The sequence below is a fragment of the Shigella sp. FJ200513 genome, from assembly GCF_040495915.1.
In the GTDB taxonomy this organism is placed as follows: domain Bacteria; phylum Pseudomonadota; class Gammaproteobacteria; order Enterobacterales; family Enterobacteriaceae; genus ECMA0423.
On sequence record NZ_JBDYCV010000004.1, the window covers coordinates 13939 to 36845 of the forward strand.

At 50.1% G+C, this 22907-nt stretch carries 21 protein-coding genes and 1 pseudogene; 5 read left to right on the forward strand and 17 right to left on the reverse strand.

Going from position 1 to position 22907, the window contains the following annotated elements; all coding sequences use genetic code 11:
• Window positions 1–7: 7 nt before the first annotated feature.
• The 9 genes from mrdB to leuS all read right to left on the reverse strand — a co-directional run bounded on the left by mrdB (window position 8) and on the right by leuS (window position 9590).
• Entirely contained in the window at window positions 8–1120 is a 1113-nt protein-coding gene (gene mrdB, locus ABZJ92_RS01805) for a peptidoglycan glycosyltransferase MrdB (RefSeq protein ID WP_000131719.1), read from the reverse strand.
• Window positions 1121–1122: 2 nt separating this feature from the next.
• Entirely contained in the window at window positions 1123–3024 is a 1902-nt protein-coding gene (gene mrdA / locus ABZJ92_RS01810; protein ID WP_000776197.1) for a peptidoglycan DD-transpeptidase MrdA, read from the reverse strand.
• 30 nt (window positions 3025–3054) lie between these two features.
• Window positions 3055–3522 (reverse strand): 23S rRNA (pseudouridine(1915)-N(3))-methyltransferase RlmH, encoded by a 468-nt coding sequence (gene rlmH, locus ABZJ92_RS01815; RefSeq protein ID WP_000776104.1) that lies wholly within the window; start codon window positions 3520–3522, stop codon window positions 3055–3057.
• 3 nt (window positions 3523–3525) lie between these two features.
• Entirely contained in the window at window positions 3526–3843 is a 318-nt protein-coding gene (gene rsfS / locus ABZJ92_RS01820) for a ribosome silencing factor (RefSeq protein ID WP_001161664.1), read from the reverse strand.
• Between the two features lie 259 nt (window positions 3844–4102).
• Entirely contained in the window at window positions 4103–4714 is a 612-nt protein-coding gene (locus tag ABZJ92_RS01825; protein WP_001241888.1) for an adenosylcobalamin/alpha-ribazole phosphatase, read from the reverse strand.
• A gap of 23 nt (window positions 4715–4737) precedes the next feature.
• A complete protein-coding gene (nadD, locus tag ABZJ92_RS01830; RefSeq protein ID WP_000838889.1) occupies window positions 4738–5379 on the reverse strand; it encodes a nicotinate-nucleotide adenylyltransferase in 642 nt (213 codons plus the stop codon).
• Window position 5380: 1 nt separating this feature from the next.
• Window positions 5381–6412: a DNA polymerase III subunit delta gene (gene holA, locus ABZJ92_RS01835; protein ID WP_000620544.1), complete on the reverse strand. Its 1032-nt coding sequence runs from the start codon at window positions 6410–6412 to the stop codon at window positions 5381–5383.
• Complete coding sequence (gene lptE, locus ABZJ92_RS01840) at window positions 6412–6993, reverse strand: LPS assembly lipoprotein LptE (RefSeq protein WP_001269672.1); 582 nt, start codon at window positions 6991–6993, stop codon at window positions 6412–6414. Before lptE ends, holA begins: the two co-directional genes overlap by 1 nt.
• A 14-nt stretch (window positions 6994–7007) precedes the next feature.
• Window positions 7008–9590: a leucine--tRNA ligase gene (gene leuS, locus ABZJ92_RS01845; protein WP_001157892.1), complete on the reverse strand. Its 2583-nt coding sequence runs from the start codon at window positions 9588–9590 to the stop codon at window positions 7008–7010.
• A gap of 234 nt (window positions 9591–9824) precedes the next feature.
• Between leuS and ABZJ92_RS01850 the strand changes: the two genes are divergently transcribed.
• Complete coding sequence (locus ABZJ92_RS01850; RefSeq protein ID WP_001044870.1) at window positions 9825–10307, forward strand: zinc ribbon-containing protein; 483 nt, start codon at window positions 9825–9827, stop codon at window positions 10305–10307.
• A 69-nt stretch (window positions 10308–10376) separates the two neighbouring features.
• Here the strand turns inward: ABZJ92_RS01850 and ybeQ are convergent, their stop codons facing one another.
• On the reverse strand, window positions 10377–11354 hold the full coding sequence (gene ybeQ / locus ABZJ92_RS01855) for a Sel1 family TPR-like repeat protein YbeQ (protein WP_000578172.1): 978 nt from the start codon (window positions 11352–11354) through the stop codon (window positions 10377–10379).
• 163 nt (window positions 11355–11517) lie between these two features.
• Here ybeQ and ABZJ92_RS01860 point away from each other — a divergent pair, with 163 nt between their 5' ends.
• The gene (locus ABZJ92_RS01860) at window positions 11518–12225 is read left to right on the forward strand and encodes a DUF1266 domain-containing protein (protein WP_000367140.1); all 708 of its coding nucleotides are present in this window, start codon (window positions 11518–11520) and stop codon (window positions 12223–12225) included.
• Window positions 12222–13649: a J domain-containing protein gene (locus ABZJ92_RS01865; protein ID WP_000786582.1), complete on the forward strand. Its 1428-nt coding sequence runs from the start codon at window positions 12222–12224 to the stop codon at window positions 13647–13649. The genes ABZJ92_RS01860 and ABZJ92_RS01865 overlap by 4 nt, the downstream gene beginning before the upstream one ends.
• A 9-nt stretch (window positions 13650–13658) precedes the next feature.
• Here the strand turns inward: ABZJ92_RS01865 and ABZJ92_RS01870 are convergent, their stop codons facing one another.
• A complete protein-coding gene (locus ABZJ92_RS01870) occupies window positions 13659–14213 on the reverse strand; it encodes a tetratricopeptide repeat protein (protein WP_001035656.1) in 555 nt (184 codons plus the stop codon).
• A gap of 101 nt (window positions 14214–14314) precedes the next feature.
• On the opposite strand from ABZJ92_RS01870, the gene ABZJ92_RS01875 reads away from it, so the two are divergent.
• Entirely contained in the window at window positions 14315–15022 is a 708-nt protein-coding gene (locus tag ABZJ92_RS01875) for a DUF1266 domain-containing protein (RefSeq protein WP_001030938.1), read from the forward strand.
• Window positions 15019–16470 carry a co-chaperone DjlC gene (djlC, locus tag ABZJ92_RS01880; RefSeq protein ID WP_005049464.1) on the forward strand — a complete coding sequence of 484 codons (1452 nt, stop codon included), beginning with the start codon at window positions 15019–15021 and terminating at the stop codon, window positions 16468–16470. The genes ABZJ92_RS01875 and djlC overlap by 4 nt, the downstream gene beginning before the upstream one ends.
• Before the next feature lie 59 nt (window positions 16471–16529).
• Here djlC and hscC read toward each other — a convergent pair.
• The 6 genes and pseudogenes from hscC to gltI all read right to left on the reverse strand — a co-directional run bounded on the left by hscC (window position 16530) and on the right by gltI (window position 22554).
• Window positions 16530–18200: pseudogene (gene hscC / locus ABZJ92_RS01885) on the reverse strand (molecular chaperone HscC).
• A gap of 83 nt (window positions 18201–18283) precedes the next feature.
• The gene (gene rihA, locus ABZJ92_RS01890; protein ID WP_001207526.1) at window positions 18284–19219 is read right to left on the reverse strand and encodes a pyrimidine-specific ribonucleoside hydrolase RihA; all 936 of its coding nucleotides are present in this window, start codon (window positions 19217–19219) and stop codon (window positions 18284–18286) included.
• A gap of 117 nt (window positions 19220–19336) precedes the next feature.
• Window positions 19337–20062, reverse strand: a complete 726-nt coding sequence (gltL, locus tag ABZJ92_RS01895; protein ID WP_000631382.1) for a glutamate/aspartate ABC transporter ATP-binding protein GltL — start codon at window positions 20060–20062, stop codon at window positions 19337–19339.
• Entirely contained in the window at window positions 20062–20736 is a 675-nt protein-coding gene (gene gltK, locus ABZJ92_RS01900; RefSeq protein ID WP_000272830.1) for a glutamate/aspartate ABC transporter permease GltK, read from the reverse strand. Before gltK ends, gltL begins: the two co-directional genes overlap by 1 nt.
• Window positions 20736–21476 carry a glutamate/aspartate ABC transporter permease GltJ gene (gene gltJ, locus ABZJ92_RS01905; protein WP_000020953.1) on the reverse strand — a complete coding sequence of 247 codons (741 nt, stop codon included), beginning with the start codon at window positions 21474–21476 and terminating at the stop codon, window positions 20736–20738. Before gltJ ends, gltK begins: the two co-directional genes overlap by 1 nt.
• A gap of 169 nt (window positions 21477–21645) precedes the next feature.
• Entirely contained in the window at window positions 21646–22554 is a 909-nt protein-coding gene (gene gltI / locus ABZJ92_RS01910; protein WP_001177084.1) for a glutamate/aspartate ABC transporter substrate-binding protein GltI, read from the reverse strand.
• Window positions 22555–22907: the final 353 nt, after the last annotated feature.

A 22907-nucleotide genomic window follows, 5' to 3' on the forward strand; every position in this document is an offset into this window, starting at 1 on the left:
GCACCTCTTACACGCTTTTCGACAACATTTTCCTGTGGGTGTGGATTGACATTACAATCCCGAACCCAGCCATCAGCACAATTAGCGCCGATCCTCCATAACTGACCAGTGGGAGCGGAACCCCTACAACCGGCAGAATACCGCTTACCATACCAATATTTACGAAGACATAAACGAATAATATCAGCATTAAGCCACCAGCCATGACGCGACCAAAGGTGGTTTGCGCTCTGGCGGCTATCCACAGCCCGCGCATGATCAGCAGAATGTAGAGAGCGAGCAGAATCAGAATGCCCACTAATCCCAGCTCTTCCGCCAGTACCGCGAAGATAAAGTCAGTATGGCGTTCGGGGAGAAATTCAAGCTGTGACTGAGTGCCGTGCAGCCAGCCTTTGCCGCGTAATCCGCCGGAGCCAATAGCAATTTTAGACTGAATAATGTGATAGCCCGCGCCGAGTGGGTCTGATTCCGGGTCCAGGAGCATCATTACGCGCTGGCGCTGGTAATCATGCATCAGGAAGAACCACAGAATCGGAATGAACGCCGCTACCAGCACTACTGCGACGCCAATCAGACGCCAGCTAAGGCCAGAGAGGAACAGTACAAACAGACCGGAAAGCGCAACGAGGATTGATGTTCCCAGGTCAGGCTGTGCAGCCACCAGCAGCGTGGGCATAAATATCAGCACCAGCGCGATGCCAGTATTCTTCAACGATGGCGGGCAAACGTCGCGGTTGATAAAGCGCGCAACCATCAGTGGTACGGCTATTTTGGCAATTTCCGACGGCTGAAAACGAACAATACCGAGGTCCAGCCAGCGTTGAGCGCCTTTAGAGATGGCTCCGAAAGCATCTACCGCCACCAGCAAAATAATACAGATGATATAGAGATAGGGGGCCCAGCCTTCATAAACGCGTGGAGGAATTTGCGCCATCACCACCATGATGACCAGACCCATCGCGATTTGGCCGATTTTACGCTCCATCATGCCAATATCCTGACCGCTGGCGCTCCAGATAACCAGGGCGCTGTAAACCAGCAATGCCAGTAAAATCAGCAGCATTGTGGGATCGAGATGGACTTTATCCCAGAATGTTTTTTTATTCGGATTATCCGTCATGATTAATGGTCCTCCGCTGCGGCAACCGCTGGATTTTCCGCAGGCAGATCGGTGTTGTTATCACCCAGCATAATGTGGTCGAGGATCTGGCGCATCAGCGTACCAACCGCCGGACCCGCGCCGCCGTTCTCCAGAATCATGGCGACAGCCACTTGCGGATTGTTGTATGGCGCAAAGGCGGTCATCAGTTTGTGGTCACGTAAACGCTCGGCAATTTTGTGCGCATTATAGGTTTCGTTCGCTTTCAGACCGAAGACCTGAGCGGTACCAGATTTCGCCGCAATTTTGTACGGTGCGCTGGCAAAGTATTTATTCGCCGTACCATTAGGGCGGTTAGCAACACCGTACATACCGTCTTTCGCCAGCTCCCAGTAACCGGAATGAATATCGCCGACGGGCGGTTCATGCGGTTGTACCCATGGCACCTGTTTGCCGTCTTCGGCGGTGCTCATCAGCAAATGCGGAACCTTCACGATACCGTCATTAATCAGGATCATCAGTGCCTTACTCATCTGGATTGGGGTCGCTGTCCAGTAACCCTGGCCGATACCAACCGGAATGGTGTCACCCTGATACCACGGTTTTTTAAAGCGTTTCTGTTTCCATTCGCGGGTAGGCATGTTGCCGGAACGTTCTTCCGCCAGGTCGATACCGGTGTAATGACCATAACCGAATTTACCCATCCATTCGGAGAGGCGATCGATCCCCATATCGTAGGCCACCTGATAGAAGAAGGTATCCGCAGATTCTTCCAGCGATCTTGTGACATTCAGACGCCCGTGGCCCCATTTTTTCCAGTCACGATAACGTTTTTCCGACCCTGGTAGTTGCCACCAGCCTGGGTCAAACAGCGTCGTATTGCGCGTGATCACCCCGGCGCTTAATGCCGAAACCGCCACATAGGGTTTAACTGTAGACGCGGGAGGATAAACCCCCTGTGTGGCGCGGTTCACCAGCGGTGTATTCGGGTCGTTCAGCAAGGCGGAATAATCTTTGCTGGAGATACCGTCAACAAACAGGTTTGGGTCATAACTAGGCGTGGAAACCAGCGCCAGCACCCCACCTGTACGCGGTTCGGTAACAACCACAGCTGCGCGGCTACCCGCCAGCAGCGTTTCAATATATTGCTGGAGTTTGAGATCCAGCGTCAGGTAAATATCGTGTCCGGCTTGCGGTGGTACTTCTTTTAACTGGCGGATAACACGCCCACGGTTGTTAACTTCAACCTCTTCATAACCGGTCTGACCGTGCAGCACGTCTTCATAGTAACGCTCAATGCCCAGCTTACCAATATCATGCGTTGCCGCATAGTTGGCCAGTTTGCCGTCATTATTCAGGCGTTCGACGTCTTTATCGTTGATTTTCGACACATAGCCGATGACGTGGGTCAACGCCGAACCGTAAGGATAGTAACGACGTTTATAGCCTTTAACTTCGACACCCGGAAAACGGTACTGATTGACGGCAAAGCGAGCTACTTGTACTTCGGTTAGGTTAGTTTTCACCGGAATAGAGGTGAAACGGTGTGAACGTGCGCGCTCTTTTCGGAATGCAGCAATATCGTCATCGGTCAGATCTACCACGCTGCGCAAAGCGTCCAGCGTTTGCTGCACGTTATCGACTTTCTCCGGCATCATTTCTATCTGGTAGATAGTGCGGTTGAGGGCCAGAGGGATACCGTTACGGTCGTAGATAATGCCGCGGCTGGGCGCGATAGGCACCAGCTTAATGCGGTTTTCATTAGAGCGGGTCTGGTAGTCGGTAAAGCGAACAATTTGCAGATTATACAGGTTGGCGATAAGCACGCCGGTCAGCAGCAAAATCCCCAAAAAGGCGACCAGCGCCCGGCGCACAAACAGCGCGGACTCTGCCGTATAGTCGCGAAAAGAGTTCTGTAGTTTCATCCGCTGCGTTTTCTACTCAAAGCTCCCTTATCACTCACGGTGATAAGGATGGTTGGTGGTGATGCTCCACGCCCGGTACAGACTCTCTGCGACCAGCACGCGAACCAGCGGATGGGGGAGGGTAAGCGCCGACAGCGACCAGCTCTGCTCAGCCGCCGCTTTACAGGCAGGCGACAACCCTTCAGGCCCGCCAATCAGTAGACTTACGTCGCGACCATCCAGCTTCCAGCGTTCCAGCTCAGCGGCTAACTGCGGCGTATCCCAGGGCTTGCCTGGAATATCGAGGGTGACAATGCGGTTTTTGCCTGCGGCCGCCAACATCTGCTCACCCTCTTTGTCGAGTATGCGCTTGATGTCCGCATTCTTGCCGCGTTTGCCGGCCGGAATTTCAATCAGCTCGAAGGGCATATCTTTCGGAAAACGACGCAGGTACTCGGTAAAACCGGTTTGTACCCAGTCCGGCATTTTCGTTCCCACGGCGACAAGTTGCAGCTTCACGCATTAACTCCAGAGTTTTTCCAGTTCATACAGGCGACGGCTCTCTTCCTGCATGACATGGACAATCACATCGCCCAAATCCACGACAATCCAGTCGGCGCTGTTTTCACCTTCTACGCCGAGCGGTAACAGGCCCGCTGCGCGAGACTCCTGCACAACGTGGTCAGCAATGGACATAACATGACGGCTGGACGTACCCGTACAGATGATCATGCAGTCGGTGATGCTGGATTTGCCTTGAACGTCTAAGGCGATGATGTCCTGACCTTTGAGGTCATCAATTTTGTCGATAACAAAATCCTGGAGTGCTTTACCCTGCAAGTTTTCCCCCTGGGTGAATCAAATAGATAAAAATGGTCTGTCAGTATACCTGAACCAGAGGCGATTTCGGGACAATTGTCGCCGAATCGGCTTTCGAAAGTGGGCTATCATCCCACCCCGCGCCGCAGATTGCATCGCCATTTTTGTAAAACAATTTCTACAAAGTCGTGTCTGGCGGAAAAAGTCTGGCTGCGGAGAATATCAGCCTGCCCGGGGCTGTCAATGGTCGTTGCGGCTTACCCGTAAAAAAACAGAAAAGTCATGCGTTCTCGACCCCGATGGCACGGCTATTGAGGACGCGTAGCGTCGCGAATTTTTGGTTGATATCAATGGCGCTCCAACACCCCTGGTCAACGCGAAAATGCCACATAGACTCGGCAGGCATGCCAATTAAACGAGCAATTAACAGACTCAGTACGCCCTGATGGCTGACGATTAAAATATTCTGATAGTGCTGATATTCACTAAGCCTTGCGATAAAGCGTTCCACACGTTGCGAAAATGCCTGAAATCCTTCACCGTTCGTGGGGATAGCATGCTGCCAGTCATTGCACCACGCGCTATAGTTTTCGGCATCTTCTTGCATGAGGTCGCGATGATGTCGCATCTCCCAGTCGCCAAAAAACATTTCGTTGAGTTCAGGGATGATATGAACGGGGAGCTGGCGGTCACTGAGAACCAGTCGCGCGGTATGCTGTGCCCGTTCCAGTTCACTGCATAAAACCAAGTCAAAGGAAACATCATCTAGCAGTGTATGCAGATTTTGCGCTTGCTCAATACCGCGTGCGGTCAGGGGTGTGGGCGCATGACCGCTGTACAGACCATCGACATTCGCTTGTGTTTCGCCATGACGAATTAACCACAGTCGCATCATGCCCTCCGTAACGACAGGTATCAGCGATACAAGCCTTGTTGGTTAATGTAAGTCAATACCGGTTCCGGCAATAAATCCTCACACGATTCACCGTTTTGCAAACGTTCGCGGATGATGGTCGCCGAGATGTTAAACCACGGCGTTTCAGCCAGATAAATTTTACCGGCAGGCTGAAGGTGAAGATCTTCCGGGTTATGTGTCAAATGATCTTCCAGCCATTGCTGGTATTGCGGTTGCGCCATTTCAAGTGGGTAACCTGGACGCCGACAGACGATCAAATGTGCATTGTCGAGTATCGTTTCGTATTCGTACCAGGTCGGAAAGGTCAGCAATGAATCCTGACCAATAATAAACGCCAGCGGCACGTCCGGTCCTTGTTCCTGCCGCCACTCTTTCAGTGTTTGCGCAGTGTAAGAGGGGGCATTGCGCTTTAGCTCGCGTTCATCAAGAGTAAATAATGGCTTGTCGGCAATCGCCAGTTCAAGCATGTGTTTACGCTGCACGCTGTTCGCTTCCGGCTGGGGACGATGCGGAGGAACATTATTAGGGATGATTGTGACCCGCGTCAGACCAATCAAATTCGCCAGCGTTTCCACGGGTTTTAGATGACCATAGTGCACCGGATCAAAGGTGCCGCCAAACAGAGCCTGTAAAGATTTCATATCAACCGTCGATAAATACGTCCGCCAGGGGTTTATGGCACAACAGAAGAGATAACCCTTCCAGCTCTGCCCACACTGACTGACCGTAATCTTGTTTGAGGGTGAGTTCCGTTCGTGTCAGGAGTTGCACGGCCTGACGTAACTGCGGCTGACTTAAGCGATTTAACGCCTCGCCCATCATGCCCCGGCGGTTCTGCCATACCCGATGCTTATCAAACAACGCACGCAGTGGCGTATGGGCAGACTGGCGTTTCAGGTTAACCAGTAACAACAGTTCACGTTGTAATGTGCGCAACAAAATAACCGGCTCGCTGCCTTCCAGACGCAGTTGCTGAAGAATATGCAACGCGCGCTTACTTTTTCCCATCAACAAAGCATCAACCCAATGAAAAGGGGTGAAATGCGCGGCATCATTCACCGCCTGTTCAACGCGCGGTAATGTCAGTTTGCCGTCTGGCCAGAGCAGCGATAAACGCTCCAGTGCCTGAGCCAGCGCCAGCAGGTTACCTTCATAACAGTAGCAGAGCACCTGATTCGCCGCGTCATCCAGTTCTAAGTTGAGCTGTTTTGCGCGCACAGCAACCCAGCGGGGAAGCTGAGCCTGCTCCGGTGTCTGACAGGTCACCTGCACGCTGCGATTCGCAAGAGCAGTAAACCAGGCGGCATTTTCTTGCGCTTTGCTTAATTTATTACCGCGGACGATCAATAGCAGGTCGTCATGCAGAAGTCCGGTGAGTGTGAGAAGTTGTTCATTGATCGCCGCATTCGGTCCGTTTTCTGGTAACAACAGCAATAGCGTTTGTCGACTGGCAAACAGACTCATAGCCTGGCATAACGAAAAGATCGCATTCCAGTCAGTGTTGGGATCAATGGAAAAAGTGTGGTGTTCTTCGAATCCTTGTGCCGCAGCTACCTGGCGAACAGCGTCCTGGCTTTCCTGCAATAACAGAGGATCGTTACCAAGTAAAAGATACGCCGCGCGCAGCCCTTCATTGAGCTGCGCGCGGAGTTGTTCCGGGTACAACCGAATCATCAGTTACCCAGCATGGTGGAGACGCGTGCAGGCGTTGCCGGAGTATCCGTTGTGGTCGACGTCTGTTCTTCGTCGGAACGAATATCCGCAGCACGGATGCTTGGCAGCTTACGAATCAGCTGTTCGGCAGCACGGTCGTACATCTCTTTTACGATCATGTCTTGTTCGTTATCTTTCGCTAACGCCATTTGCGGGTTATCGAAGAATGAACGGAAGACTTTGGCGCTAATCGGGTAGATATCACGGCCGGGGATCAACACGGTCGCATTCACCGTCATGATCATCTGATACTCTGCTGTTTGACCGTTACGGAATACCGATGCGGTATCTTTCGCGATGCTCACTTTACCCAAACGCAGGGATGGAACGTCCTTACGCGTGGTTTCTTTATCAAGCAACTCGACACCATTCAGACGTAACTGGTTACGCACCGCACGGCTTAATGGCCCGTTCGGATCGCCTGAGTCCAGGATCATGACCTTCATAGTGGAAGGAACCTGCGTGGTGTCACGCAGATGCCAGCCACACCCGGCGGTGATTAACACCGCCAGAGATAACAACAGTGTTGCCAGATATCGCACGCTTCCTCCCGCGCTTAGCCAACGACCAGATTGAGGAGTTTACCTGGTACGTAAATCACTTTACGTACAGTAACGCCATCAAGATATTTTGCTACCAGATGTTCCTGGCCAGCACGTTCGCGAACCTGTTCTTCCGTTGCGTCCACCGGGACGGTGATTTTGGCACGGACTTTACCGTTAACCTGCACCACGACCAGCGTGGAGTCTTCCACCATCGCTTTTTCGTCAGCAACCGGCCACGGCGCGTTGTCGATATCGCCTTCGCCTTTGAGTTCCTGCCACAGCGTGAAGCAGATGTGCGGGGTGAACGGGTTGAGCATACGGACAACGGCCTGCAGTGCTTCCTGCATCAGAGCGCGATCCTGCTCGCCATCGGTCGGTGCTTTCGCCAGTTTGTTCATCAGCTCCATAATCGCCGCAATTGCGGTGTTGAAGGTCTGACGACGGCCGATATCATCGGTCACTTTAGCGATAGTTTTATGCACATCGCGACGCAGCGCTTTCTGATCTTCAGTCAGCGCATCAACGTTCAGTGCCGCAACATCACCTTTTGCTGTGTGCTCGTACACCAGTTTCCAGACACGTTTCAGGAAGCGGTTAGCCCCTTCCACACCGGATTCCTGCCATTCGAGAGTCATATCAGCCGGAGAAGCAAACATCATAAACAGACGAACGGTGTCCGCGCCGTAACGTTCAACCATCACCTGCGGGTCGATACCGTTGTTCTTCGACTTGGACATTTTGCTCATGCCGGTATAAACCAGTTCATGGCCTGCCGCATCTTTCGCTTTCACGATACGGCCTTTCTCGTCACGTTCAACGATAGCATCAACCGGGGAAACCCAGTTACGTTCGCCGTTTTCGCCAACATAGTAGAAGGCATCTGCCAGCACCATACCCTGACACAGCAACTGTTTCGCTGGTTCGTCAGAGTTCACCATGCCTGCATCACGCATCAGTTTGTGGAAGAAGCGGAAGTAGAGCAGGTGCATAATGGCGTGTTCGATACCACCAATGTAGATATCCACCGGCAGCCAGTAGTTAGCCGCTTCGGAATCCAGCATACCTTCTTTGTACTCTGGGCAAGTGTAGCGCGCATAGTACCAGGAGGACTCCATAAAGGTGTCGAAAGTGTCGGTTTCACGCAGCGCTGGCATACCGTTAACGGTAGTTTTTGCCCACTCCGGATCTGCTTTAATCGGGCTGGTAATGCCGTCCATCACCACATCTTCCGGCAGGATCACCGGCAGCTGGTCGTCCGGGGTTGGCATTACGGTACCGTCTTCCAGCGTCACCATCGGAATCGGCGCGCCCCAGTAACGCTGGCGAGAAACACCCCAGTCGCGCAGGCGGTAGTTCACTTTACGCTCGCCAACGCCCATCGCAGTCAGTTTATCGGCGATGGCGTTGAAGGCCGCTTCATGGTCAAGACCGTTGAACTCGCCAGAGTTGAACAGCACGCCTTTTTCAGTCAGGGCTTGCTGAGAAAGATCTGGCTCAGAGCCGTCAGCCGCCAGGATAACCGGTTTGATGTTCAGGCCGTATTTAGAGGCAAACTCGTAGTCGCGCTGGTCGTGACCCGGAACCGCCATAACTGCGCCCGTGCCGTACTCCATCAATACGAAGTTTGCTGCCCAAACGGGAATTTCTTCGCCCGTTAATGGGTGAACAGCTTTAAAGCCAGTATCGACGCCTTTTTTCTCCATCGTCGCCATTTCAGCTTCGGCAACTTTGGTGTTACGGCATTCGTCAATAAAGGCCGCCAGTTCAGGATTATTTTCCGCCGCTTTCTGCGCCAGCGGATGACCCGCAGCTACCGCCAGGTAGGTACAACCCATAAAGGTGTCCGGGCGGGTAGTGTAAACGGTCAGCGTGTTGTCATAGTCGTTAACGTTGAAGGTGATCTCCACGCCTTCGGAACGACCGATCCAGTTACGCTGCATGGTTTTAACGGTGTCTGGCCAGTGATCCAGTTTATCCAGATCGTTGAGCAGCTCGTCAGCGTAAGCAGTGATTTTGATAAACCACTGCGGGATCTCTTTACGTTCAACTTTGGTATCGCAGCGCCAGCAGCAGCCGTCGATAACTTGTTCGTTCGCCAGTACGGTCTGGTCGTTCGGGCACCAGTTGACCGCAGAAGTCTTTTTATATACCAGGCCTTTTTTATACAGCTCGGTGAAGAATTTCTGTTCCCAACGGTAGTATTCCGGCGTACAGGTTGCCAGCTCGCGGCTCCAGTCATAACCAAAGCCCAGCATTTTGAGCTGGTTTTTCATATACGCGATGTTGTCGTACGTCCACGGTGCCGGAGCGGTGTTGTTTTTCACCGCCGCGCCTTCCGCAGGCAGACCAAACGCGTCCCAGCCGATCGGCTGCAGAACGTTTTTGCCCAGCATGCGCTGGTAACGGGCGATCACGTCACCGATGGTGTAGTTACGTACGTGGCCCATGTGTAGTCGACCAGAAGGATAGGGAAGCATAGACAGGCAGTAATACTTCTCTTTGCTCTCGTCTTCGGTTACTTCAAATGTGCGCTTCTCATCCCAATGAAGCTGTACTTTGGATTCTATCTCTTCCGGGCGGTATTGCTCTTGCATGGCAGCCAGTGGTCCTGTTTTCAATACGGCTACAAATGTAGCGTTGAGGTGGTTTTTCAGATCCGCATAGCATAGCCCAAACGTCCGCGTCAAAACAGCCTTTCGCGCACTCGACGTTGAAATGATGCCCGGATTATTCGTACATTAATTTACAGAGTTTGTGGGCGTATTAGCAAAGCAAGGAACAAAGAACGTCTATTATTATAGTCAGTTAACGACCCGGGAGATGAAACGATGAACAAGGTTGCTCAATATTACCGTGAACTGGTCGCGTCACTGAACGAACGCCTGCGCAATGGCGAACGTGATATCGACGCACTGGTGGAACAGGCGCGCGAGCGCGTAATAAAAACAGGGGAGTTAACGCGAACCGAGATCGATGAGCTGACGCGAGCTGTCAGACGTGACCTGGAAGAGTTCGCCATGAGCTATGAAGAGAGCCTGAAAGAAGAATCTGACAGCGTCTTTATGCGGGTGATTAAAGAAAGCTTGTGGCAGGAGCTGGCAGACATCACCGATAAAACGCAGCTTGAATGGCGCGAAATTTTCCAGGACCTCAATCATCATGGGGTTTATCACAGCGGAGAAGTGGTCGGGCTGGGAAATCTGGTCTGCGAGAAATGTCACTTCCATCTCCCGATCTACACACCGGAAGTGCTGACGCTATGCCCGAAATGTGGTTATGACCAGTTCCAGAGACGCCCGTTTGAGCCGTAATAGTCTGATTTCGCACAGCAATAAAGAGAATATGGGCAGAATGAAATTCCCCGGCCCTTGTTTTTATTTCTACAGTAAAGCTTCAGTCTCACGAATTTCCTGACTGACATCTCTGGTTCCGGATGACTGAACTTTACGATACAGGTCGAGAGCCTGTCGGAGATCGACAGGTCTTCCTTCTCCGTAGTGATACATAATGGCCAGGTTATACCAGGCAGTGGCGTCATTGCATTCAGCGGCTTTCGTAAACCATTCAAAGGCAGCCTGATAATCTTTCTCAACGCCTTGTCCGTGTTTATACATATAACCGATGTTGACGTAAGCGCCGACGCTTTCCTGAGCGGCAGCCTTCAGATACCAGTACATCGCTTGCTTATAGTCCTGGTCCACCCCTTCGCCAGCGTTATAATCCCATGCAATTTGAAACTGGGCGTGCCGATTACCCTGCTGTGCGCTTTTCAAATACCAGAATGCGGCGAGTGTCTTGTTTTGAGCAACGCCTTCTCCGTCTTTATAAAGATCGGCCAGATTGTCTTGTGCGTAACTATGGCCTTGTAATGCAGCTTGTTTGTACCAGAAAAATGCCAGCGTATAGTCTTGTGCGACTCCGTTGCCATTTCTGTACATCCATCCAAGATTATTTTGCGCATAAGACATTCCGCTCTCCGCGGCTATCTGATACCAGGTAACCGCTTCTTTATAGTTGGGGTCTTCTCCACGATCCAGTATCCAGCCAAGGGCGTTGGAAGCGAAAGTATGGCCTTGTAGGGCAGCTTTTTTCAGCCAGAAGATGGCTTGCTCATTATCTTTATGACGGCTTTTATCCTCGGTATACTTTTGCCCTAAGGAATACTGTGCTTCACAATGACCTTGCTCAGCGGCCAGCTTCAGCCAGTAAAAGGCCTTTTCGTCGTCCGGAGAGTCAATTGCGCTATCGCGATTATAATAAAACCCAACAATATATTGAGCCTCGCAATCGCCTTTTTCAGCACGTTCGATAATCTCATCTATTGATAAATTATCGCAGCAACTTGACGTAAAAATCATTATCATTTCCTTATGGTTGTAGATAAAATATATTATATTTTTATGTGTTCCATTTTTGCGTAAGCCTTATTTTATGCGTATTATGTTGCGTCAGAAAAGTATAAATAACTGAGCCTCGAAATGTAGTTTACATTCATTAAATGAATGTTTAAGGATAAATTATATGGACATGGGGTCGCAAAAAATATTGTTTGCACTTTCCACTCCGATGGAAATACGCAATGAATGCTGTTTACCTTCGCATTCATCCCCCAAAATGTATTTAGGTACATGCTTTTTTGACCTTTCTTCCTCATGGGGAATTGATGACCGTGATGACCTGCTGCGCATAATTCACCGAATGATCGAGAACGGTCATGCCGCTCGGTTGGCAGGGTTTTATCACCGCTGGTTTCGTTATTCTCCATGTGAATGGCGTGACTATCTTGCTGAATTAAATGAGCAAGGTCAGGCTTATGCGCAATTTGTCGCCAGCACAGCCGAATGCTGTGGTGAGGGAGGAATTAAAGCATGGGATTATGTCCGGATGGGTTTTTTAAGTCGAATGGGCGTACTTAATAACTGGTTGAGTGAAGAAGAAAGTCTATGGATCCAGTCGCGTATTCATCTACGGGCTCTACGTTATTATAGTAACTGGCGGCAATACTTTGCCGGTTATACCTTTGGTCGGCAATATTGGCAGTCTCCCGAAGATGATCATCTGCCTTTATTACGCGAATTCTTAGCGCGTAAAGAATACGACGATTCCGGCAATGATATGTTTTATCAATTATTTGCCAGTGATGATGCGTATTACCCTACCTTGTCCTGGCAACCACTGGCTGACTACCCCACATGCCCGGAAACGCTTAAGGATATGAGCGACTTATGAAAAATTGCTGGAAGATCCTCGATATAGAGGAAACGACTGACGTCGATATTATCCGCCGCGCTTATCTGGCGCTGTTACCGTCCTTTCATCCAGAAACCGATCCGCAGGGTTTTAAACAACTTCGTCAGGCGTATGAGGAGGCGCTACGGATTGCGCAGTCGCCTGCTAAATCTGTTTGGCAACCAGAAGAATATGAGGTAGCAGAACATGAAATTCTGCTCGCCTTTCGCGCGTTACTTGCCTCTGATAGCGAACGTTTTCTGCCCTCCGCCTGGCAGCGATTCATTCAGCAATTAAATTATTGCTCGATGGAAGAGATTGATGAATTACGCTGGTCGCTGTGCACAATCGCCATGAACACTGCCCATTTATCCTTCGAGTGCGTGGTGTTATTAGCAGAAAGATTGCGGTGGTTGCAGGAGGAAAACGTCGGGGAAATAGACGAAGAAGAACTGGAATCCTTTTTATATGCCATTGCGAAGGGGAATGTTTTTAACTTCCAGACCATTCTGCATCTGCCAGTTGCCGTGCAAAATGACACCATCGATTTTTACCAAATGTTCGCTCGGATTTGGTCATCGCATCCAGAATGGCTGACATTGTATTTAGCGCAACATCGCGCAGTGATTATCCCCGATGATGCAAAACTGCACAGAAATTTACTCCGCTGGTATAGCGCAAGCCGCCTGGGAATCCCCGAACTCCTGGATTACGCCCGGTCGTGGCGGGAAGCTGAACCTGATAATGAAGATGCGCGTTATTATGAATACGCACAACGCGTCTATTGTGGAGAAGGCGAAAGCCTGCTGGCAGAACTTTGTTACTACTGGCGCGAGTATCCCTCCACCCAGGCGGATGCTTTAATGTTGCAATGGTGCCGTCAGCATCGGGTCTATTATTACCCATTAGTGGTGATGATGATTGAAGCGCGTGATCTGGTTAACGATCAGGGAAAACCGCTACTTTATGTCCCCGGCGACAGCGCCCGTACGCGTTTTCATTTATACGAAATACTCAGCGATGAAAAACTCTCTGCGCTGGGGCGTTCACTGGTCGAGATGGTTTTGCACAAAGGACGTAAGCCGCGGATCTCACTCACGCGTGATACAGAACATCCCTTATGGCCATTATATTTAGTTGCCAAACAATTAGTGCAGGCCAGCCAACCGACAGAAGAATCATTAATGCCGATTGTGAGCCGCCTTGATGCAGAAGATCGTTGTCCACTGGAAGCATTAATTATTCGTCGATTATTAATTCAGGCGGCGAATTTTACCGGTCAGGAAACCGTCGAGCCGGAGCCGCAACCGCAGCCAATGCCCGTTGATGATGGCGGGCTGGGCTGTCTGGGCGTCATCAAAATTATTTTCTACATTTTTATCTTTGCCGGTTTGATAGGGAAAATACTCCATCTCTTCGGGTGACAGTCGACGTTAATGTGCGGGAAGTCCGGCAAGTAATCTTTCCGCATTTTTGTAATGTTGTTTGGCGGCCAGTTTTAACCATTTTTGAGATTCATAATGGTTAACATTAATACCAGTGCCATTTCTGTAGATCAAACCCAAAGTATATTGAGCATGAGCATACCCTTGTTCAGCTGCTTCCTTATACCAGAGAATTGCTTTACGGGTATCGGGTTTGACTCCCAGGCCTTTCAGGTAGATCCACCCCAGTTTGCTTTGTGCGCGCGGATTTTCCTGTTCTGCTGATTGCTCATACCAGTATCTCGCCTGTGTATAATCCAGTGGTTTACCGTCGCTACCATGAAGATAAAATTCGCCAAGGCGATATTGCGATGTTGAGTGACCATGAATCGCGGAAAGCTCCGTGGCTGCCGTGGTTAACGGTAGACTGCCTGGTGATCTTAAATAATCAAAGGCATAATTCACCATGGCTTTATCACGCAACATCGTTTTCTTGGGTTGGCTAATACAGGTAATTGCTGCAACTATAAAAATTGCGAATATATACATTAATTTTTTATTCATGTGTGAATGCTTCGATTTTCTTTTTATTTTGAAAGCGTCAAGTTTATACTCATCAATAATAAAAAAGTAGTCAGTTAATGCACTTAAGGGATTATTAAAAAATGAATAAGGAAGAACAATATCTTCTTTTTGCGCTTTCTGCGCCCATGGAAATACTTAATCAGAGTTGCAAACCCGCGCATGACTCGCCAAAAATGTATACCGGGATAAAAGAATTCGATCTCTCATCATCCTGGGGAATAAATAATCGTGATGATTTAATTCAGACTATTTATCAGATGACTGATGATGGTCATGCCAATGATTTAGCTGGCTTATATCTGACATGGCAACGCTCTTCCCCTGAAGAGTGGAAAGCATTAATTGCTGGTGGCTCGGAGAGAGGGTTGATTTATACCCAATTCGTTGCCCAAACCGCTATGTGCTGTGGAGAAGGGGGAATCAAAGCCTGGGATTATGTTCGAATGGGATTTCTGTCACGGGCCGGTGTGCTCAACAACTGGCTGACGGAAGAAGAGAGTTTATGGCTGCAATCGCGCGTCTATGCACGAGCTCACCATTACTATCACAGCTGGATGCACTATTTTTCTGCCTATTCACTAGGGCGTCTCTACTGGCAATCTTCTCAGTGCGAAGACAACGCTTCGCTACGCGAGGCGCTAACCCTGTACAAATACGATAGCGCCGGGAGTCGGATGTTCGAAGAGCTGGCAGCGGGAAGCGACCGTTTCTATGCCACGCTTCCCTGGCAGCCATTAACTGTCCAGCCTGAATGCCCGGTAACGCTTAAGGATGTGAGCGACCTATGAAAACATGTTGGCAAATCCTCGAAATTGAAAGCACGACGCAAATAGACATTATCCGCCAGGCTTATCTTGCTCGCTTACCGTTGTGTCATCCCGAAACCGATCCGCAGGGGTTTAAAGCATTACGCCAGGCCTATGAAGAGGCGCTGCGACTGGCGGTAAATCCTGTCGAGGAAGCAGATGATGAAGAAAAAGATGCCACCGCTGAACATGAAATACTACGTGCATTCAGGACATTACTGGATTCAGAAAGTGATCGTTTTCAGCCCTCCGCCTGGCAGAAATTTATTCAGCAATTAAATACCTGGAACATGGAGGATGTCGATCAATTACGCTGGCCGCTGTGTGCAATCGCTATAGAAGCGCGATATCTGTCATTAAATTGTGCTTCTTTGTTGGCAGAGCGTTTGAACTGGCATTCGTTTAATGACAGCGAAGGAATGGATGAGGAAGAAAGGGAGGCTTTTCTTGAGGCCATTCAGGCTGGTGATTGTTTCGATTTCCTTAGCCTTCTGGAATATCCCGTCGCGTTACAGAACCAGACTGTTGAATATTACTTCGCGCTGGAACGTTGCTGCCGTTACCATCCTGACTATGTCACTGCGTTTTTGGCGATGGAAGGACCGTGGTTCATTCCTGATGATGCAAAGTTACATCGCAAACTGTTGCGCTGGTACAGCTCGGTGCAAACAGGTATGGTGGAACTCATTCCTGTAGCCAAACAGTGGCAAGCGGAAGAACCAGAAAGCGAAGATGCCCGGTATTACCAGTGTGCACAACGTTTGTACTGCGGCGAGGGGGAAAGCCTGCTTGCTGATCTCGGCGCGTACTGGGAAAGTTACCCATCTACACAAGCTGATAATTTGTTGTTGCAGTGGAGCAAGCGTCATTGCCCGGATTATTTCGCGTTATTAGTGATGGTTATCGAAGCGCGGAGCATGGTAGATGCGCAAGGTCAACCGCTGAAATATGTTCCTGGTGAGAGCGCCCGGACGCGGCTGTTATGGGCGGAAATTTTACATAGCGGAAAATTATCGCCGTTAGGTCAATCGTTTATTGAGTCGTTATTCTTCAAACGCAAAGCATGGGCGTGGTGGAAATCGAGAGTCGGTAGCGAGACAGAAGAAGATTCACCGTTACTGGATTTGTATCGGGTAGCGGAACAGGTAGTACTTGAAGCGTTTCCGAAACAAGAGATGCTGGCCCGTCTTAATACAAGGCTGGAAGGCGGAGATGCTCATCCATTAGAGGCCATTATCACCCGGATGCTGTTGACGAAAGTAAAACTCGAGCCGGAGGATGAAGATGTCGATGAGCCAACACCTGAAAACCATGAAGAAAAAAATGATGAGGGTGAAAAACCACAGAGCATTACCAGCATTATCAAAATCAGTTTAACGGTGCTGGTTATAGGTTATGCTCTCGGCAAAATCGCGATGTTGTTTAGTTGACGATGTGTTTTTTGCGCCGATGCCGGATGCAGCATTTACGCCGCATCCGGCAGCCGTGATTATGAGGTCTCAATGGCTAAATAAACGCTCGCCCGCCGCCTGACCTCATCGACGCGGGCCATATCGTTTGACTGCAGCGCCGCATCAAAATCGGTGATCACCCGGCCAATCTCTTCTCGCTCGTCACCCAGCGCCCGCGCCCACAACTCTTCCAGTTTGGCTTTAAAGGTGCGATTGATGAGCATATCGCGCGGATAAATTTTCAATGCGGATAACCGCGTCCGACTCTCTTCAATCTGCTGCGCGCTCAATGTTACCGGGCTGTGGTTAATCACTCTGGACTTAACGCTGCCGTCTTCCAGAAGCACGTCAACTTCAAGCAACCCGTTGATATCATAACTAAAGCGAATATCAATCGACTGATAAGCCCCGGTTTTCTTCAACGGCACATCGAAGGATTCCACCAGAATGTTGTTTTTAACTTTGTGGTTTTCTCCCTGATAGACGTTAACCGTAATTGAATCCTGTTCCGGGTGCATGGTTGAATAAGTTTCTACACGCGACACGGGCACAGTGGTGTTTCGTTCAATAATCGGCGAGAAAATGCCGGAAACGCCCTGGCGGTTAACCTCAACGCCCAACGAGTAAGGGCAAATATCAGTGAGGATCACTTCTTCAATATCTTCACTGCGTAAGCGGCAGGCGGCCTGGATTGCTGCGCCCAGCGCGACAATGGTGCTCGGATCGTAACTTTGATACGGTAATTTGCCAAACAGACGCACGGCGATTCGCTGCACCAGCGGCATTTGTGACGCGCCGCCAACCAGCACCAGACTGTCGATTTGACTCGGCTTCAGACGCGCATCGCGCAACGCCTGTTCAATCGGCACTCGCAAGCGATTGAGCAGCGGCAACCACAAATCTTCCAGTTCGTTCTCGTAAAATTCGCATTCCCGCGTTTCATCCTGGTACTACCAGCGAATGTGCATTGGCGATTGATTGCTACATTTTGCCGCTTCCACACAGGCGTACAAGGCTGCCAGTTCACTCTCGTTAAGCGTGGTCCTTGTGACATCCGCGCGCTTTAAAACGTCATCGACCAACATATGGGTAAAATCTTCGCCACCGAGGAAGTTGTCGCCAGCGGAGGCGTGAACTTCAATCACCGGCGTGGCGTACTCAAGCACCGTAACGTCAAACGTGCCGCCACCGAGATCAAACACCAGCGAACGGGTATTTTGTTGGGTATGCAGGCCATACGCCATCGCAGCTGCTGTGGGTTCATTAATTAAGCGTACCGCATTTAACCCGGCTAAGTCCGCTGCTAAACGGGTATGCTTGCGTTGTTCATCGCTGAAATAAGCCAGAACGGAGATCACCACATCTTTAATCGGACGTTGCAGAAATTCTTCGGCATCTTCTTTTAATGAGCGTAATACCAAAGAGGACAGTTCTGGCGCGTTAAATGTGTCGCTGCCTAACCGCCAGTTGGTATTACTGCCCATTGCACGTTTAAATAACGCTGCCGTTTTATCCGGATGCGAAGTACGCCGTGATACAGCCGGTTTTCCGACTAAAATATGATTATTTTCATCCATGCTAATTATGGATGGTGTTAAATATTCACCGAACTTATTTGGAATTAATTGCGCGGCACCGTCTTTCCAGACGGCAATTAAACTATTGGTAGTGCCGAGATCGATACCTATGGCGAGTTCTGCATTATCCATTGCATTTATATCTTGAAAGAAAAAGAGATAAATAGATTAAGACCACCCAGGTAACGCGTGGTGATCTTAATCAATGACGAGTGTTAAGCGTAAAATTTCAGACGATCAGCCAGTAAATCAACAAAGCCCTGACGATCAACATCGACAATTACAGTGGCATTCGGTTTATTGCCAGTCAGATAATAATAATCAACAACCGTCATACCCTGGGTATATTTCCCCTGTGTTTCCACGCCAACCCAGCGCTCAACAGTGGTAAACAACTCGGGTTTCAACAGCCAGGCGATGGTGCATGGGTCATGCAGCGGTGCGCCGACAAAGCCCCATTTTTCGTCTTTATGATATTCGAGGAAGAAATCCAGCAGTTCGGCAACAATGGTTGAAACAGGGTTGCCAATCGCGCGGAAACGCTCGGTGTCTTCAACGTGGATTTGCGCTTTATGAGTAACATCCAGACCGGCCATCACCACCGGGATCCCTGACTGGAAGACAATTTCTGCCGCTTCCGGGTCAACGTAAATATTAAATTCAGCCGCAGGCGTCCAGTTACCAAGCCCCATTGCGCCGCCCATAATCACGATACGGGCAATTTTGCTATGCAGTTCCGGATGGCTATTGAGCAGCAAGGCAACGTTAGTTTGCGGTCCGGTAGAAACAATCGTGACAGGTTCCGCACTTTCGCGCAGCGTTTTCGCCATCAGCTCCACCGCCGTACAGTTTTGCGGTGCGAACGTCGGTTCCGGTAATGCCGGGCCGTCGAGACCGCTTTCGCCGTGCACATTGTCCGCGATAATCAACTCACGCATTAACGGTTTTACCGCGCCGCCTGCCACCGGAATATCGGTGCGATTAAGCAAGGTCAGCATACGCAGAACATTGCGTAAGGTTTTTTCTGGTGTCTGGTTTCCGGCGGAAGACGTAATTGCTTTGACATCAAGCTCTGGTGAGGCGAGTGCGAGAACTATTGCGATAGCGTCATCATGACCTGGGTCGCAATCTAACAGAATTGGCAGTGCCATTGTTGCTCCTTGTTGTGTGCTTCTTTGCGACAAGGGTAACGCCAGGATGTAACAGATACGAGGGGCGAAACGATAAAGCGTGAGATGGCGCGCAATTGGGTATGTGCGCCAGAGTGATTAATGCAGGATTTTCGCGAGGAAGTCTTTTGCGCGGTCCGATTTCGGATCATCGAAGAAAGCGTCTTTCGGCGAGTCTTCGACAATTTTACCCTCGTCCATAAAGATCACCCGATTCGCCACTTTGCGGGCAAAGCCCATTTCGTGGGTCACCACCATCATGGTCATTCCTTCGTTCGCCAGTTCCACCATCACGTCCAGCACTTCGTTGATCATCTCCGGATCCAGCGCCGATGTCGGTTCGTCGAACAGCATCGCAATAGGAGCCATACACAATGCGCGAGCGATTGCCACGCGCTGCTGCTGACCGCCGGAAAGCTGCGCCGGAAATTTATTGGCATGTGCGGAAAGTCCCACGCGCTCCAGCAATTTCAATGCTTTTTCACGAGCGGGCGCTTTATCGCGTTTAAGCACTTTCACCTGCGCCAGGGTCAGGTTTTCGATAATCGACAGATGAGGGAACAGCTCGAAATGCTGGAATACCATCCCGACGCGGGAGCGCAGCTTTGCCAGATCGGTTTTCTTGTCGTTAACCACGATACCATCGACGGTGATTTCACCTTGCTGCACTGGTTCGAGGCCGTTGACGGTTTTAATCAGCGTTGATTTGCCGGAACCAGACGGGCCGCAAACCACCACCACTTCGCCTTTTTTCACTTCGGTTGAGCAGTCGGTCAGCACCTGAAAGTGACCATACCATTTTGAAACATTTTTCAGGGTAATCATTATGCTGTCCTTCTTTTCAAGTAGCTGACCAACAACGACGCGCTAAGGCTAATAACGAAATAAACAAATCCGGCAAACAGGATCATCTCGACCTGCGTACCATCACGCTCACCAATGGTTGAGGCGGTACGGAAGAAATCGGCCAGAGATAACACATACACCAGCGAGGTATCCTGGAACAGTACGATGCCCTGAGTGAGCAGCAGCGGCACCATCGCGCGGAAAGCCTGCGGCAGAATAATCAGTTTCATCGACTGCCAGTGAGTCATCCCCAACGCCAGCGCGGCGCTCGACTGACCACGGGAAATACTTTGAATACCGGCACGGATAATCTCTGAATAGTAGGCCGCTTCAAACATCGAAAACGCCACCATCGCCGAAATTAAACGAATATCATTTTTTGGCGATAATCCCAGCACATTTTGCAGAAATCCCGGCACAATCAAGTAAAACCACAGCAAAACCATGACTAAAGGAATCGAGCGGAATACGTTAACGTAGGCTTTGGCAAACCACGAAACAGGCGCGAAGCTGGACAAGCGCATCACCGCCAGCATGGTACCCCACAAAATACCAATCACGACTGCCGTGACGGTGATTTTCAGGGTGATCACCAGCCCGTCGAGCAGATATGGCAGGGAAGGAACAATGGAACTCCAGTCAAACTCGTACATTATTTGCCCCCCATGTTGCCGGGCAGGCGAACTTTACGTTCAACCAGCGTCATCACCAGCATGATAAAAGCGTTAATCAACACATACGCAAGCGTGATGGCGGTAAACGACTCCCAGGCGTGAGCCGAGTAGTCGAGCAATTTACCCGCCTGCGCCGCCATATCCACCAGACCGATGGTCGAGGCGATGGCGGAGTTTTTCACCAGGTTCATCATCTCGGAAGTCATCGGCGGGACGATAACGCGATAAGCATTAGGCAGCAGTACGTATCGATAAGTCTGCGGTAGCGTCAGGCCCATCGCCAGCGCGGCATTCTTCTGCCCACGCGGTAGCGACTGAATAGCGGCGCGTACCTGTTCGCAAACACGGGCGGCGGTAAACAGCCCCAGGCAGAGCATGGATGAAAGGAAAAACTGAATATTGGGATCCAGCTCGGCCTTAAACCACATGCCGATTTTCTCCGGCAGCAGCTCCGGGATCACCAGATACCAGGTAAAGAATTGCACAATCAACGGCACGTTGCGGAACAGTTCGACATACAACGTACCCAGACCGGAGAGAAAACGGTTTGGAACGGTACGTAAAATGCCGAAAAATGAACCGACGAGGAAAGCGATAATCCAGGCGCAGATCGACAAAGCGATCGTCACCTGAAAACCACTCCAGACCCAACCAAGATAGGTGGTATTGCCGAACGGGGCTTGTTGTAAAAAAATACCCCAGTTCCAGTCTATAGACATAAATCTACTCCAGAAAAAAGAGGGTAGCAGCGTTAACTGCTACCCTCGAAGATTGTTACCCAGCGTATTGCGGTTTTCAGGCCCGATGGGGAACGACCATCAGGCGTATAGTCTGTCCGTGCTACGTAACAATCGAGAGGGCTGGAATTTCCGCCCCTGGTTCTTGTAATTAGTTCAGTGCCTTGTCATTCGGTTCTTTGAACAGTGCTTTCATTTCGTCTGACAGTTCGAAATTCATGTTCAGGTTTTTCGGCGGAATTGGATTTTTGAACCATTTATCAAACCATTTTTCCGCTTCACCGGAGGTCTGCACCTGAGCGATAGTGTCATCCATCAGCTTTTTGAACTGCGGATCGTCTTTACGCAACATGCAACCGTAGGCTTCCTGAGACTGCGGCTTGCCGACGATATCCCAGTTGTCTGGTTTCTTCGCTTTCGCACGTTCACCGGCCAGCAGAGCGTCATCCATCATAAAGGCAACGGCACGACCGCTTTCCAGGGTGCGGAAAGAGTCACCGTGATCTTTGGCGCTGATGATGCGCATATTCATTTTTTGCTCTTCATTCAGTTTGTTGAGCAAAACTTCAGAGGTAGTGCCGGAAGTGACGACTACGGCTTTGCCTTTCAGGTCGGCAAAATCTTTGATATCGCCGCCCTTTTTGGTCAACAGGCGCGTACCGACCACGAAAATAGTGTCAGAGAAAGCCGCCTGTTTTTGGCGTTCGACGTTGTTGGTGGTAGAACCACATTCAAAATCGAAAGTGCCGTTTTGCAGCAGTGGAATACGATTTTGTGAGGTAATCGGAATCAGTTTTACCTGCAAGTCCGGTTTGTTGAGTTTCTTTTTCACTGCTTCAACAATGGCGTTGGAGTAATCCTGCGAGTAACCCACCACTTTTTGCTGATTGTCGTAATAAGAGAAAGGTACTGAAGATTCACGGTGACCGACGACAATCACACCGTTTTTGGCGATTTTGTCCAGCGTACTGCCTGCTGCCGGGGCGGCGTCATCTGCCTGTGCCAGTCCTGCGGAAAGCGCCAGGGCGAGGATTGCTGTGGCAGGTTTACGTAATTGCATATCCAACACCTTTATCTTCTGCGTTAAGAACGCATGGATACCCGTTGTGAGTGTTTGTGTTGTTATCGTCTGCAACTTTATTGTGCAGTGTTGTGCCTGTTAGGTAACATTTAGTTTGGCTAAATGTAAAGATATTGATGTTTTATTGTTTGTTTTTGCGAGGTGCACCGCACCATTCTGAAGCAAAATTCTTAAAATGCACTCTTTTGGTGCTACCGGTGGATTGCTGTGGTGCAACCGGGTTGTACTGATGCTGGTTCAAGCTTTGCCTTGTATAACAAAGCAATAGATGTGCCAAAGTTGGATAGGAGAATATTGTTATCCGGATAATGCACTGATGCCGCATCCGGTGA

Bases quoted from the DNA above. Each gene is read 5' to 3' on its own strand.
- mrdB (WP_000131719.1), bottom strand. From the start codon at position 1,120: ATGACGGATAATCCGAATAAAAAAACATTCTGGGATAAAGTCCATCTC.
- mrdA (WP_000776197.1), bottom strand. From the start codon at position 3,024: ATGAAACTACAGAACTCTTTTCGCGACTATACGGCAGAGTCCGCGCTG.
- ABZJ92_RS01825 (WP_001241888.1), bottom strand. From the start codon at position 4,714: ATGCGACTGTGGTTAATTCGTCATGGCGAAACACAAGCGAATGTCGAT.
- nadD (WP_000838889.1), bottom strand. From the start codon at position 5,379: ATGAAATCTTTACAGGCTCTGTTTGGCGGCACCTTTGATCCGGTGCAC.
- holA (WP_000620544.1), bottom strand. From the start codon at position 6,412: ATGATTCGGTTGTACCCGGAACAACTCCGCGCGCAGCTCAATGAAGGG.
- leuS (WP_001157892.1), bottom strand. From the start codon at position 9,590: ATGCAAGAGCAATACCGCCCGGAAGAGATAGAATCCAAAGTACAGCTT.
- ABZJ92_RS01850 (WP_001044870.1), top strand. From the start codon at position 9,825: ATGAACAAGGTTGCTCAATATTACCGTGAACTGGTCGCGTCACTGAAC.
- ybeQ (WP_000578172.1), bottom strand. From the start codon at position 11,354: ATGATTTTTACGTCAAGTTGCTGCGATAATTTATCAATAGATGAGATT.
- ABZJ92_RS01860 (WP_000367140.1), top strand. From the start codon at position 11,518: ATGGACATGGGGTCGCAAAAAATATTGTTTGCACTTTCCACTCCGATG.
- ABZJ92_RS01865 (WP_000786582.1), top strand. From the start codon at position 12,222: ATGAAAAATTGCTGGAAGATCCTCGATATAGAGGAAACGACTGACGTC.
- ABZJ92_RS01870 (WP_001035656.1), bottom strand. From the start codon at position 14,213: ATGAATAAAAAATTAATGTATATATTCGCAATTTTTATAGTTGCAGCA.
- ABZJ92_RS01875 (WP_001030938.1), top strand. From the start codon at position 14,315: ATGAATAAGGAAGAACAATATCTTCTTTTTGCGCTTTCTGCGCCCATG.
- djlC (WP_005049464.1), top strand. From the start codon at position 15,019: ATGAAAACATGTTGGCAAATCCTCGAAATTGAAAGCACGACGCAAATA.
- rihA (WP_001207526.1), bottom strand. From the start codon at position 19,219: ATGGCACTGCCAATTCTGTTAGATTGCGACCCAGGTCATGATGACGCT.
- gltL (WP_000631382.1), bottom strand. From the start codon at position 20,062: ATGATTACCCTGAAAAATGTTTCAAAATGGTATGGTCACTTTCAGGTG.
- gltK (WP_000272830.1), bottom strand. From the start codon at position 20,736: ATGTACGAGTTTGACTGGAGTTCCATTGTTCCTTCCCTGCCATATCTG.
- gltJ (WP_000020953.1), bottom strand. From the start codon at position 21,476: ATGTCTATAGACTGGAACTGGGGTATTTTTTTACAACAAGCCCCGTTC.
- gltI (WP_001177084.1), bottom strand. From the start codon at position 22,554: ATGCAATTACGTAAACCTGCCACAGCAATCCTCGCCCTGGCGCTTTCC.